This is a genomic window from Spirosoma fluviale, assembly GCF_900230225.1.
Classification (GTDB): domain Bacteria; phylum Bacteroidota; class Bacteroidia; order Cytophagales; family Spirosomataceae; genus Spirosoma; species Spirosoma fluviale.
Map to the genome: position 1 here is coordinate 637,159 of NZ_OCNH01000003.1, position 13,705 is coordinate 650,863.

Consider the following 13,705-nt stretch of genomic DNA (forward strand, 5'->3'; position numbering starts at 1 on the left):
GTTTATGATTATAACGATGGATAGGTTTGTTTCAGGTAAGCTAGATACCGTTTGAAATCCCCGCCAAACCGACTCTCAAATTCCTGCCGAAACCGATTCTGCTGTTTTCGATAGGTCAGATAACCAATGAAATACGCATTATTCGGTAAGTTTAGTTTTTCGGATGCCTGCTTTTTTACTGAGCGTACCCGTTTTTCCGTCCGTTGATCGCTGATCGTGTCCGACGAGACAACGATTTGCCGGATGGTTTGCCACTTCAACGAATCTTTGACTATCGTTGGCGTGGTTGGTTTAAAGGTTCTGTACAAACTGTCGAGCATTCGGGTGCCGTGCAATATATGTTCATCGTACTTGTCGTAAAACATTTTTGTGGCTAAATAGTCCCGGTAGGGTACAGAATTTACACCGTATTTCTGCCCCAGAAACCGCAACGCGCCGTATTCACCCACAAAATCAGCCAGGTTTTCGTTGTATTCAAGGCTGTTTTTGATAAATAAGGTGCCGTGTGTCAGTTCATGTATAATCAATTCGGCCAGGCTCCCAACGGGCCTATTCAGAAAGCTGGACAGGATCGGGTCATTTAAAAATCCTAATGTCGACCAGGCCGATACTTCACCGATACGCGTATCGAACCCCGCCCGTTGCAACTCCACTTTAACCGAATCAGCCCGGTCTTTCTCGAAAAAACCTTTGTACGAAAACGTACCGATTATGGGAAAATGCCACTGTTTTGCAATGAGTTGGTACGGTTCTGCAGCTGTAACTACCCACAGGATCGGCTTCCCCTTCTGATCGTAAAACGATTCGTAACTGCCCGATTTATCCAGCCCGAGCGAGTCGATGGCAAAACGCTTGATTTCTCGGATTAGTTTTATTTTTTGTTTTGTCGAATCAGGGTAAGCCGGGTCTGCTAGTACATCGGCTACGGGTTTGGTATTCCATAAAAGTTGCACCTGTCCCTTCGCCTGCATCCAGCCGTAGCTAACCAGCTCCCATTGCCAGACAACTACCACAAGCAGAACCCCTACAAAGACAAGAGCAATTTTTTTGATCATGGGTTGGAATAATTCAATACAAAAGTATAAAAAATGAGCCCATGCCATATAAAAAAACCTATAAGGTCTTTGAGACCTTATAGGTTTGACAGTTCACATGACTTTGAACAATAAGGTGTATTTAAGCAGAATAACCCCGTGTTTCGACTTCCTGAACCGTCTCTCCTGTCAGTTCGTCCAGAAACTGCGTGTGCGTCATGGGTTTTGAGAACATCGGGAAGTTTTTGGCGCAGGCAAAGGCCTGTTCCTCTTCGCTGAGGGTGGCCGTACAGTCGGTTAGGGTAATCACCTCGAACCCTTTCTCATAACCGGACCGCATGGTCGACTCCACGCAGCAGTTGGTCAGGAAGCCGCTCAGCGCGATGGTTTCAATGCCTTTACTGCGAAGGATAAAGTCGAGGTTCGTACTGGCGAAGGCGTCCAAACCGCGTTTGCCTTCCAGGATGATATCGCCGGGTTGAGGGGCCAGCGAGTCGATAATCTCAACACCCCATGAGCCTTTCCGAAACGATTGGCTATCGACTACGCCCTTTAAAATGCCGTACGGATGCTTCGTAATCTCGAAATAACCTTCCTGAAAGCTAATGGGCGAGTGGATAATGACCGCTCCGGCCTCGCGGGCTTTGGCAACCAGATCGAGGGTATTGTTCAGCATGTTCGATGAGTCCATAACTCCTTTCACGGCATCGTGCAGACTACCGCCCGGTGAGGTGAAATCGTTCTGATATTCAATCAGAACAACGGCTGTTTTTTGCGGATTCATAGCGTTTTTGGTTTAAGTTGATTACGTCCAAAAGCTCGGTAAGCCTGCCGTTTACTCCACTTACGTACCCACGGGCTTCAGCCCGTGTTTGTATTGAAGTAAAACACGGGCTGAAGCCCGTGGGTACGTAGATACGCTTTTACCAATTCCACACTACCACAATCCAAGTTTCGCCAAGGGCTGAATCGTGAAACTCGTGGATGTTCTCAAAGCCAACCCGGCTATGAGCTTTTAACGAACGGGCATTATTCGCCGAAATGTCCGTGATCAGCAGCCGGAAACGGTCGACGTACACATCCCGGTGATGCTGGTACATCCGGTCGAACACCCGCTGCCCCCGGTAGCCGTCGGCCACGCAAATCTGCCCCATGACGTAATATGGATATTCACTCAGGGGTTTGTGCTGATACGTGAGCGAGTTGATGAGGGCGAAAAGGGGGAGCAGTTCCGGAATGTCGCTGCCAAACTCGGGAAGCATCGTCAGGGCGTAACCGACGACCTTATCGCCGTCTTTGGCAATGATGCTGGGGGCCGCCTGATTCATGCGGGTCAGTACGGCCGGGTCATGCTCAACCGTGACAAATCCCTGATCGAGTTGCACGTCGATGGGTACATTTTTTCGAAGATTGGCCTGTTGCAGATCGAGGATACCCTGCACATCGGTGGCCGACTGAACGGTGGTGATGGTCAGCATGAAAGCGTCAGGAAATGGTTTTGCACGGTAATTTTGCCAGAAAAGCGGAGTCTATTTCGGCTCCGATTCCCGGCGCGTCGGGCAGTTCGATCTGGTAGCCGTTGTACGTGATACCGCCGTATACCGGATCGTCGGCATGTTCAAAACAGGCATCCAGGTCGTAGAAACGAATATTTTGGCGGGCCGTGGCAAAATGGGCGTTGGCCGTCAGCGCCAGCCTCGACTCCGACATACACCCAATCATACACGGAATTCCGGCGGCTTCGCCAATGGCGTTTATCTTGAGCGCGTCGAAAATGCCGCCACTTTTGGAGAGCTTGATATTGAAATAATCGACCGCTTCCTCCCGCACCAACCGGATGGCATCGACCGAGTCGAACAGGCTTTCGTCGGCCATGATGGGTACGGTCGTTTTCTGCCGAATCTGCCGCAATCCGGCAATGTCGTGCCGTTTGATGGGCTGCTCGCAATACTGCACGTTCCAGTCGCCGATGGCGCGTAACACGCCGGTCGCCGTTACCACATCCCAGCCCTGGTTGGCATCGGTACGGATGGGTATGGCATCGCCAATGGCGTCGCGGATGGCTTTTATACGGGCAATGTCGTCGCGGAGGTTGGTGCCCAATTTAACTTTAATGGCTTCCGCTCCCTTCTCCTGAATCCGTAGCGCATCTTCCACCATACGTTCCGGCGTGTTGATGTAGATGGTTTCGTCGGTTACGAGCGTCTTCCTGGAGCCCCCCAGAAACTGGTAGAGCGGCATCCGGGCCGTTTTGGCGGCAAGGTCATACAACGCCATGTCGAAGGCCGAGCGGGTGGTGGGGTGACCGGGCAGGTAGCGGGTAATGGCCGTCAGGCAACCCTCAATATCGAGCGGGTCACGCCCGATCAGGAGCCTGGCCATATCATCGGCAGCGGCCAGTGAAGACGCCTGCGTTTCGCCAACGATCATCCAGAAGGGAGAGCCTTCGCCCCAGCCCGTAATGCTTTCGTCGGTCTGTATCTCGACCAGAATATTCCGGGCGTTCTCGATGGTGCCGAGCGAGATGGCAATGGGTGCTTTAAGCGGAATGTCGTACTGGTAAAGGGAAATTTGGGTGATTTTCATTTAATGTCTGGGCCAAGCTCCAGCTTGGCCATATGAATTTTTATCATGGGCCAAGCTGGAGCTTGGCCCAGACATTATTTTGGAAACTGGCTCTTGTCCAGACCTGGCACGATCCGAAGCGCGTTTTTGTAATACACTTTTTTCAGGATTTCGTCCGGCAATCCCATGCCGTACATCCGCCAGAAAGCGTGGTACTTTTTGTGGTAGGGGAAATACTCGTCATCGCTTTCAAGAACGCGGAAATAGGTGGCGTATTCGGACGGTACCCAGCTGTCTTTCCCGAACAGAATCCGGTCCTGGTATTTCTCGAAGAATTTCCGGCTGGCGCGTGGCTGGCGGCCCAGTTCGGCAATGACGGCCCCAATCTCAACGTTCATATTCGGGAAAACCGTCATCAGGCTGTCGAGTTTGTTCAGGTCGTTAGGGTACCAGCCCATGTGAGCGGCAATAAAGGTGGTTTTGGGATGCTTCCGAAAGACATTATGCTGCTCGGCAATGAGCTGTTCCCAGGGGACGGGGTCGTTGGGTGACCGTCGACGACCGCCGTGTAATTTGAGTTCGAGCCAGCGTTCGTTGTAGCGGTCCATCGGGTCCCAGAACGACTTGGGGTCGGCGGTATGAATCAGCACGGGAACGCCCAGTTCGCCACATTTGGCCCAGATCGGGTCAAGTCGCGGATCATCGACTCGCACGCGTTGCCCTGATTCATCTTTGTTGTTGAGGCCCAGGTTCTTGAAGATCTTGAGGCCACGGGCACCTTTTTTTACGTCTTCTTCGAGTAATTTAACGGCATCTTCCGTCCAGCCTTTCCGGCCAATCTCGTCGAAGTTAAGGTTGGTGAACATCGCCAGTCGTTTGGGGGCCGCTTTGGCCGCATTCGCCATCGCATTATCGAAAAACTGCGTTCCCTGCGCCACGCTGCCCCAGCCCCGACCGCTGAGGTTGATCATGATGCCCATGTTGAGGCTGTCCATTTGGACCAGGAGTGGCTTCAGGTTCGCCTTGTCCATATCCCACTGGTGATTGTGGACATCGATAAACGGGTATTTCGAGCGGGTCAACTTATGCTCTGGCACTTTCAGGGTCGAAACGGGGTCATATTCTTCGAAGCCCAGCGGCAGGTCGGGTTGAGCTGGTTTGGACTGCCCATAGGCAACTAAGCCAGCCAACAGAAAGGCGGGAAGGTAAATCAATGACTTCATAGACGAATTGTCGTTGACAGGTTGTGATTAAAACTAATCCTTAAAGATAAGCGCCACACAATGAGCCGCAATACCTTCGCCCCGGCCAACAAAGCCAATGTGTTCGGAGGTGGTGGCTTTGATCGAAATATCTTCTTCGGGAATGGCCATTACCACCGCCAGGCAGGCTTTCATGGCGGGGATGTGTGGATTGAGCTTCGGCTCCTGCAACACCACTGTCACATCGACGTTGGAAATTTCGTAGCCTGCTTCCCGCACCATCCGCAGTACTTCGGCCAGCAGGAGTTTACTGTCGACGCCTTTCCAGCGCGGGTCTTTATCCGAAAAATGGTAGCCGATGTTTCGCATGTTGGCAGCACCCAGCAGGGCATCGCAGAGCACGTGGCATACCACATCGGCGTCGGAATGGCCCACCGGGCCGAATGTACTTGGAATCTGGATGCCACCCAGCCAAAAGACGCGGCCCTCTTCCAGCCGGTGTACGTCGTATCCCTGTCCTACTCGTATTTTCATGAAGTAAATCCGTTTTCGCGGAGGTAAGCTTCGACTTGAAGCAGAAATTCGGAAGCTATGTCAATAGCTTTGCGAGTATATTTTTCGAAATATCTTCATCTGGATCATACTCACCTGTTTGGCGTAACTCAAATAATTCGTTTAGGAATGTTGAGTCTTGTTTAACAAATGGGCCTTCCTTTACGAAGTGGGCGCTGAATAGCCCACGTGCGGCAGCATGCGATTTAGTTATGATACCTTTTGTGGCTAGTAAGGCGCGAACCGCATCAAAGTAAGCATAGTAAGCTCTGCCACAAGTACCCCGAAATTTCTCATTTTGGTAAAGAATAATTGCTTCTTCCGAACAATCTTGTGCAATCAGAATATAACTCCCAACTGTGCTCATATCGTTTTACCTTCCCGACGTACGTTATGATAGAAAAGCAGATCTGATGAGAGGTACTTTCTTATTGACGTCGGTTTGAAAGAAACAAATACATTGAATTTGTCTGTCAGATCGCTGGCCGTTCCTCCAAAAAACCAAATCTCCCTCCCCGCTTTCACCTCTTCGTCAGTCAGCACCACCATATAATCGACATCCGACTCGGGCTGGAAATCACCCCTGGAATATGACCCGAACAAAATCACCTGGGCAAGCCGCTCGCCGTACAGCTCGGTAAGTGCCTGCTTTACTTCCTGCGATAACGCCTGAAGCTCATCGGGAGAAAGTGCTTTGGGTTGATAGGTCGTTTCCATGATGATTTTTCGGCTTGATCAGGCTTCTGCCTGCCGGTAATAGAGTGTCGAACAGTTGTCTTTCCGGAGTACCTGACGGGCCATTTTCTGAATCGAATCCGGCGTGACGGCCTGAATCTGTTCGGCTTCCTGATTCACAAAATCCGGATCGCCCGCGTTGGCTGCGTAGGCGAGATTCATGGCGCGGTTCAGCAACTCAACTTCCGAGAAGGCGAGCGTCGCTTCAGCCTGATTTTTTACCTTCGCCAGTTCATCTGCCGGTACGGCCTGATCGATGAACTCCTGTACCACCGATTCCACGGCGGCATCGGCTTCTTCCAGCGAAACGCCTTTGTTAAGATTACCCTGAATAACCAGCAGGCCGGGGTCGACGGAAGCGGTAATATAAGCGTTGATGCTGCTGAATAGCGGATTCGTCCGGAGTAATTGCTGATACAGACGCGACGATTTGCTGCGGCCCAGAATATCGCCCATCAGATCGGCCGAATAGAAATCGGTGTCGAATCGGCCCGGCATGTGGTAGGCTTTATACAGGCCGTTCAGCGGTACTTTGGCCGATGTTTCCAGCTTGCGGGCCTCTGTTTGGGTTGGCTCTGCCGGAAGTTGACGAACATACGGATCACCAGCCTCAATAGAAGCGAACCACTTGGCGCACAACTGCTTCACCTGCTCAACGGTAACGTTGCCGGCTACGACCAGAATGGCGTTGTTGGGCAGATAATATTTGAAGAAAAATGATTTCACATCGTCCAGCGTAGCGTTTTCGATGTGACTGATATCCTTGCCAATGGTTGCCCAGCGGTAAGGGTGTTGCTGGTAGGCCAGCGGCCGGAGTTTCAGCCAGACATCGCCGTAGGGCTGGTTCAGATACCGCTGCTTGAACTCTTCGATGACCACTTTCTGCTGAACGTCCAACACCTGCGGGTCGAAGGAAAGGCCCAGCATCCGGTCCGATTCTAGCCAGAAGGCCGTTTCCAGATTAGCCGCCGGAAGGGTAATGTAATAGTTGGTAATGTCGGGGCTGGTGAACGCATTATTTTCGCCCCCCACTTTTTGCAGGGGTTCGTCGTAGCTGGGAATGTGCCGCGACCCACCAAACATCAGGTGTTCGAAGAGGTGCGCAAAGCCTGTTTTGGCTGGGTCTTCATCGCGGGAGCCTACATTATACAATATATTAACGGCCGCCATAGGGGTCGATTCGTCTTCATGAACGAATACCTGAAGGCCATTATCTAATACAAATTTTTCGTAATGAATCATCGAAAAGCGGTTCCTTGTAGTCTTATCTACGTACTACGTATTGAACAAAAGTAAGGTTCTGGGCGTATAGAATCAAACGACGTAATTTCATCAAACACTTTGTCCATTCTAAAAAATACGCTTCTCCTTTTAAGCAGTCTGGTCCTTTCCCTTACGGCTCCGGCGCAGGTGCTGACCGATCCGGCCATTCAGCAAACGGTTCAGAAAACGCTCGACAACATTTATAATCTCGATTTTGCCGAAGCGGATGTGCAGATCCGGCAACTCCAGAGTCGTTTTCCGCAGCACCCGATCGGGCCTATTTTGCGGGCTACCGAACTGGAGTTACGCTACCTGCCGATTTATGAAAACAAGGCGGCTTCGGCCCAGTTTACGCAGGCCGTCGATCAGGGGCTGGCGCTGGCAAAAAAAATGCTTGAGAAAGACGAGAACGACCCAGAAGGTGTGTTTTTCGCTCTGACGGCGCACAGCTACATGGCTTCACTTTATCACAATAAAAACGAATTGCTGAAAGCCGTCGGCGAGTCGAAAAAGGCGTATAACTACCTTCGGGATGGGTTTGTACTGATGAATAAGAATCCTGATTTCTACTTCACAACCGGGCTTTATAACTACTACATAGAACGCTACCCGATGGATCATTCCATTGTAAAGCCGTTTCTGGTTTTCTTTGAGTCCGGCGATATGGCGAAAGGATTACAACAGATGGATGTAGCTGCTAAAAAAGCGGTGTTCATGCGTCCGGTAGCCAATTACTATTTGGCGCATGTTTTATTGAAACATGAGATGAGCCCCGGTCGGGCGGTGGGTTATGCCAAATTCCTGGCCGATAAATACCCGAACAATCCCTTGTTTGGGATGCTTGGGGCCGAATCACTCCTGCTGGTGGGCCGATACGCCGAAGCTCGCCCGTATGTGCAGCGGTTAAAGCATTCACCAAATAAGCTGGTTCCCATGGCTGTCCATACCTTCACTGGAATGCTGGCTGAGTATGCGGATAAAAACGATAAAGAAGCGGCTGAAGCCTACGAAATGGCCCTTCGGCTGCCGTTCAACGAGCCGTACACCAAAGAGTACCATGCCTTTGCCTATGCCGGTCTGGCACGGATTGCCGCCCGCAGCAACGATAAGAACCGGGCTAGGATCTACTACCGGAAAGCACTTACCATAGCCCAGTACAAAGCCCTGATCCGCGAAGCGAAAGCGTACAAAGGATAGATTCAGGAGTTCATATCTGTACGGATTAAACCGGAAATCAAGCGATATAACATTACCGTAATGTAGCAGGTCCATCAGCTCAACAAAGTCTGGTGGACCTGTTCTTGTAATATGGGTATCGTATAGGGAGTTTCCTGCCTAAAAGTGCGTTTTCTGCTCATTAAGCGCCTTTTATGGGACGTATGTACTCAATAAAGGTATAAGTGTGACGATAGGTGAGTATTTTAAATTTTTTTTATGCTTATCCCCTAAGTTGAAAAAATTAATTAATAGAAGGATTTTTGCGCTCACATATTAACTACCAACACTATGACATTTTTTTACCCCTCTTCACCGCCCTCAACTACCAGATGGCGGTTTCTGTTGTGTTGTGTGCTGGCATTCAGCTCATTGATGACGTATGCCGAACGGCCTGCTCTGGCTATAAATGCCGGATTTTATGGTATAGATGAAAAACCGACGGCCGATATAACGATCAGCGGCCGAGTTACCGATGCCACTACCAACGAAGCCCTCGCGGGTTGTAATGTTGTGCTGAAAGGTACGCAGAAGGGCACAACCACAGATGCCAGCGGGAACTACAAAATCGTGGTGCCCGATGGTAATTCTATACTGGTATTCGGGTTTATCGGCTTCATTTCGCAGGATGTGCCGGTTGGTAATCAAACGGTTATCAATGTGTCGTTGAAAGCATCGGCTTCGGAGCTGTCGCAGGTTGTTGTTATCGGGTACGGTACCACCACCAAGAAAGACGTGACCGGATCGCTCAAAACAATTAAAAGTGCTGACTTTAACCGGGGCATCATCAACTCCCCCGAACAGCTTTTGCAGGGCAAAGTAGCCGGTGTAAACGTTACTTCGGCCAGTGGTGAGCCGGGTGGCGTGCAAAATATTACGGTACGTGGGCCGGGTGGCGTTCGGACAGGTAGTACCCCGCTCTTCGTACTGGACGGTATTGCTCTCGACAACTCAAGTACGGGTGGCGCTACAAATCCGCTTAACTTTCTGAATCCGCAGGACATCGAATCCATCGACGTGCTGAAAGATGCCTCTGCCACGGCTATCTACGGGGCGCGGGGTGCTAACGGTGTGATCCTGATCACCACCAAGAAAGGCAAAGCGGGTGCTACAAACCTCACTCTTTCGTCAAATATAGGCATCTCGAACATGGCCCGTCCTCTTCCGCTGTTCTCCGCTGATGAGTACAAAAAGCAGGTGGCGAGTATAGGGGGGGTGGTCGATGATCAGAAAGCCTCGACAGACTGGCAGCGCGAAATCAGCCGGACGGCTATTACGCAAAATCACAATTTATCGTTTGGCGGTGGCGCCGATCGACTGACGTATTATGGTTCGATTGGGGTGCAGGACCAGCAGGGTATCCTGAAGAACAGCAGCCTCAAACGGTATACCGCCCGTTTCAACGCGTCGCAGAAGTTTCTGGAAGACCGGCTGGTGCTGGATGTGAACATGACAGCCTCGCAAACGATCAACGAGCGCCCACCCATCGAGGGTATCATCGGAGCGGCCCTGTCGGCCAATCCAACGTATCCGTCTCGCGATGCCAACGGGAATCCGGCTCGCTATCAAGCGTTCACCAACCCATTGCTGGCGCTGGACCTGAATAAGGATGTAACAACCATCAACCGGGTTGTGGCTTCGGTATCGCCATCGTATAAGATCACCAAAGAGCTGGTGTACAAGCTGAATTTGGGTGTCGATAACTCCAGCTCCACCCGCGATCAGCAGTTGTAGGCCAGTACGGTACCCCAGCAGGATGGCCGTCTGGACGCTACCTATCTGAATAACCGGAACGTGCTGATCGAAAACTACTTTACGTTCACCAAAAACTGGACCGATCATAGCCTAACCGCTTTGCTGGGGCATTCGTATCAGAAATTTACGCTACAGGGCCGCAACTGGAGTATCAACAAATTCCCAATATCGCCTATTGAGCCCGCCAATAACCCCGGCCTGGGGCAAGACCTGACGCTGCAGAACAACCGGCCCGGCGGCTATGCAATTATCAATGAATTGCAGTCGTTCTTCTCGCGGGTCAATTACGCCTACAAAGATCGCTATCTGTTCACGGCTACGGTGCGGGCCGACGGTTCGAGTAAATTCGGTGCAAACAACAAATATGGTGTCTTCCCCTCGTTCTCGGGTGGATGGCGGCTGTCTGAGGAAGGGTTCCTCAAATCGGGGCCATTCTCTGATCTGAAACTGCGGGCAGGCTGGGGACAAACGGGTAATCAGGAAATCCCGTCGAAGATCACACAGGCCCTGTTTACGTCGAACGTATCGGCGTCAACCAGTTATCCGCTCGATGCGTCGACCAACTATCCGGCGGGTACCACCTACACTCGTCTGGCCAATCCGGACATTCAGTGGGAGGTGTCGACTCAAACCGATTTAGGGCTGGACTTTGGTTTGTTCCGGGGGGCGCTGACGGGTTCCGTCGATTACTTCCGCAAAGTATCCGGCAAGATTCTACTCGAAGTAATTCCATCCGATCCGATTCAGCCCGCTGCTACTTACTGGACCAACGTGCCGAATATGAGCATTACCAACCAGGGTCTTGAACTTGACCTGAACTACCGGTATACGGCCAACAGCGGGTTCCGGTTCGATATTGGAGGGAACATCACGTTCATTAAAAACGTGGTGAATAATTCGCCTTACACCGTCATCACGTCAGGATCAGCATCGGGACCTGGCTTAACATCGGCCACGGTAAACGGCTACGTGAACGGACAACCCATCGGAACATTCTTCCTGCGTGAGTATCAGGGTGTCGACGACAAAGGGGTGAACCGCTTCAGTGATATCGATGGTGATGGGATTGGCGGGACAGATAAAGACCGGATTGCGGCCGGAAGTGCCTTGCCAACCCGACAGTTTAACCTCAATTTCAGCACGGCTTACAAAGGGTTCGATCTGACGGCCAACTTTAACGGGGTATCGGGCAACAAACTCTACGACAACACGGCCAACGCTTTCTTCTATAAAGCACGGCTGGTAAAAGGGCTGAACGGCCCGGTCGAGGCAGTTGGTGAATCGAATGAGTCGATCAATAACCCGGCTCCCGTGTCAACACGCTTCCTGACCGACGGTGCTTTCTTCCGACTCAATAACCTGTCGTTGGGGTATAACCTGAGCCCCCGTACTATTGGAATGAACCGCTGGATCTCTAATATCCGGCTGTCGGTAACGGGTCAGAACCTGTTTGTTATCACGAAGTACAAGGGGTATGACCCCGAAGTAAACATCGACCGGACGGTTAATGGGATCTCGTCGTACGGGATCGACTACCTCAGCTATCCCAAGGCGCGTTCGTTTGTGTTTGGCTTAAATCTCACCTTTTAACATGTATCATTGATCAGTAGACGTCAGTAAGCTCTCTGATAAACAATGCATTATACTATGAAAAAGATATTTCTCAGCACGCTGGCCATCCTCAGCCTGCTTTTTCTGGATAGCTGTACGAACTTGGTCGAGCAGGTGCTGGACGAGTCGTCGGTTACCGGCCAGACCGACAAGCAACTTGCAGATGGTAACATTGCTCCGGTATATGCCCGTCTGGTTGACATTTTTAACCATACGAACTATTTTACCATTCAGGAAATTTCTACCGACGAAGCCATCCTGCCCTATCGGGGTGGTACTGACTGGGGCGATAACGGTATTTATACCGCCATGCACCAGCATACGCATACCAGCACAGATCCTAACCTGCGCAGTACCTGGTTGTTATTGACGCAGGAGGTATCAAGGGCGGTTTCGGCTATGAGTGCGCTGCCCACCGTGAATGACCCGAATGCCAAAACCTACCTGGCCGAAGCGCGGGGTATGCGGGCGTACTACAACATGGTACTGCTGGATTTGTTTGGCGTGGTATTCGTAAAAGAGGACCCACAGGGTATTTCGCAAGTGCTCAGGGGCGAACCGGCTTACGAGTATGTGAAAAACGAGTTTCTGGCCGTTGAACCCAATCTGCTGACTACGGTTGGCCCCGGACGCCTGACCAAAGGAGCTGTATGGGGTCTGCTGGCGCGGCTGTATCTGAATGCCGCGGTGTATCGCGACCGGTACGCAGCCAGCTTTAGCTTCAAATCAGAAGATATGGACAAGGTAGTCGAGTATACAGATAAGATCATTGCGTCAGGTCAGTACCAGTTGTCGAACGATTATTTCTCGATTTTTAACTCCGACAACCATGATAACAAAGAGTTGATTTTTGCGGTTGACCAACGCGCCGAACTGAACGGACACAACCGTCTGGCGTACTTCTCCCTGTCTGGCGACCAGTTTCCGCTGCCAGCATTCCCCGCTGCCAATGGTACCGATGGGCCAGCCATCACCCCTGATTTTTACCGCAGCTGGACATCGGCCTACGCTCCACTTGACCCGGCTGGTACAGACCCCCGCTTTTTCAAACAGAACTGGACTATTCCGGCCGATTCGTGCATCAGCGACGCTAATTTCAATTTCAATCGGGGTATTTTACGCGGACAACAGTATGGTTTGTTGCGGGTTAATGGTGCTTTCGTGCGTTGTGGTAGCAATTACAAAGTGGGTAAGCTCTTTAGCGTGACCCGTAACCGGCCCACGCTAGCCGTTGACTTTAGCGAGCAGGTTGATTTCTCGGTGGCGGGTAGTAATTACAACACCGGTTACCGGGTATTGAAGTACGAATTCAGCAAAAAATCGCAGTCGGGTAGGAATCTGGGCGATGCCGATATTTCCATTGTGCGTTTAGCCGATGTATATCTGATGCGGGCGGAGGCCAAACTTCGCAAAAGTAATGATGTCGCCAGTGCGCTGGCTGACGTAAATCTGGTGCGGGCATCGCGCAAATCCTCAACGCCTGCCCCCGCCCTGACGGCCATGAACCTCGATCTGCTGTTGCGTGAACGGGGCTTCGAGCTGTACTGGGAAATGGTGCGCCGGACCGATATGATCCGTTTCGGTAAATATGAAGGTAGCTGGACAGAAAAGACCAATACCGATAAGTTTAAGCGGGTGTTCCCCATTCCGCAAACCGCTATCGACGGAGCGTCTAACCTGCCCGGCTATCTAAAGCAGAACGAGAGCTATTAAGTATGAACCGCATGGATTTCCATGATCTGTGCAAAGGTTAGAGCCTTGCCGGCAATCCGG

11 protein-coding genes and 1 pseudogene are annotated in these 13,705 nt (G+C 51.3%); 3 read left to right on the plus strand and 9 right to left on the minus strand.

What is annotated here, in order from left to right; translation table 11 throughout:
* Window positions 1–8: 8 nt before the first annotated feature.
* The 9 genes from CRO74_RS18815 to CRO74_RS18855 all read right to left on the minus strand — a co-directional run bounded on the left by CRO74_RS18815 (window position 9) and on the right by CRO74_RS18855 (window position 7,330).
* Window positions 9–1,055, minus strand: coding sequence for an aminopeptidase (locus CRO74_RS18815; RefSeq protein ID WP_097127847.1), 1,047 nt, complete (start codon window positions 1,053–1,055; stop codon window positions 9–11).
* A 121-nt stretch (window positions 1,056–1,176) separates the two neighbouring features.
* Complete coding sequence (locus CRO74_RS18820; protein ID WP_097127849.1) at window positions 1,177–1,818, minus strand: cysteine hydrolase family protein; 642 nt, start codon at window positions 1,816–1,818, stop codon at window positions 1,177–1,179.
* A 139-nt stretch (window positions 1,819–1,957) separates the two neighbouring features.
* On the minus strand, window positions 1,958–2,512 hold the full coding sequence (locus tag CRO74_RS18825) for a GNAT family N-acetyltransferase (protein ID WP_097127851.1): 555 nt from the start codon (window positions 2,510–2,512) through the stop codon (window positions 1,958–1,960).
* A 7-nt stretch (window positions 2,513–2,519) separates the two neighbouring features.
* The gene (locus tag CRO74_RS18830) at window positions 2,520–3,620 is read right to left on the minus strand and encodes a mandelate racemase/muconate lactonizing enzyme family protein (protein ID WP_097127852.1); all 1,101 of its coding nucleotides are present in this window, start codon (window positions 3,618–3,620) and stop codon (window positions 2,520–2,522) included.
* A gap of 74 nt (window positions 3,621–3,694) precedes the next feature.
* The gene (locus CRO74_RS18835; RefSeq protein ID WP_097127854.1) at window positions 3,695–4,822 is read right to left on the minus strand and encodes an amidohydrolase family protein; all 1,128 of its coding nucleotides are present in this window, start codon (window positions 4,820–4,822) and stop codon (window positions 3,695–3,697) included.
* A gap of 33 nt (window positions 4,823–4,855) precedes the next feature.
* Complete coding sequence (gene ispF, locus CRO74_RS18840; RefSeq protein ID WP_097127857.1) at window positions 4,856–5,335, minus strand: 2-C-methyl-D-erythritol 2,4-cyclodiphosphate synthase; 480 nt, start codon at window positions 5,333–5,335, stop codon at window positions 4,856–4,858.
* Between the two features lie 55 nt (window positions 5,336–5,390).
* On the minus strand, window positions 5,391–5,720 hold the full coding sequence (locus CRO74_RS18845) for a HEPN domain-containing protein (protein ID WP_097127858.1): 330 nt from the start codon (window positions 5,718–5,720) through the stop codon (window positions 5,391–5,393).
* The gene (locus tag CRO74_RS18850) at window positions 5,717–6,070 is read right to left on the minus strand and encodes a nucleotidyltransferase domain-containing protein (RefSeq protein WP_097127860.1); all 354 of its coding nucleotides are present in this window, start codon (window positions 6,068–6,070) and stop codon (window positions 5,717–5,719) included. Before CRO74_RS18850 ends, CRO74_RS18845 begins: the two co-directional genes overlap by 4 nt.
* An 18-nt stretch (window positions 6,071–6,088) precedes the next feature.
* On the minus strand, window positions 6,089–7,330 hold the full coding sequence (locus CRO74_RS18855; protein WP_097127861.1) for a M16 family metallopeptidase: 1,242 nt from the start codon (window positions 7,328–7,330) through the stop codon (window positions 6,089–6,091).
* Window positions 7,331–7,429: 99 nt separating this feature from the next.
* On the opposite strand from CRO74_RS18855, the gene CRO74_RS18860 reads away from it, so the two are divergent.
* From CRO74_RS18860 to CRO74_RS18870, 3 genes and pseudogenes are all read left to right on the plus strand, one after another.
* On the plus strand, window positions 7,430–8,548 hold the full coding sequence (locus tag CRO74_RS18860) for a tetratricopeptide repeat protein (RefSeq protein ID WP_097127863.1): 1,119 nt from the start codon (window positions 7,430–7,432) through the stop codon (window positions 8,546–8,548).
* Window positions 8,549–8,941: 393 nt separating this feature from the next.
* Window positions 8,942–11,911, plus strand: a pseudogene (locus CRO74_RS18865) (SusC/RagA family TonB-linked outer membrane protein).
* Window positions 11,912–11,968: 57 nt separating this feature from the next.
* On the plus strand, window positions 11,969–13,645 hold the full coding sequence (locus CRO74_RS18870) for a RagB/SusD family nutrient uptake outer membrane protein (protein WP_097127865.1): 1,677 nt from the start codon (window positions 11,969–11,971) through the stop codon (window positions 13,643–13,645).
* Window positions 13,646–13,705: the final 60 nt, after the last annotated feature.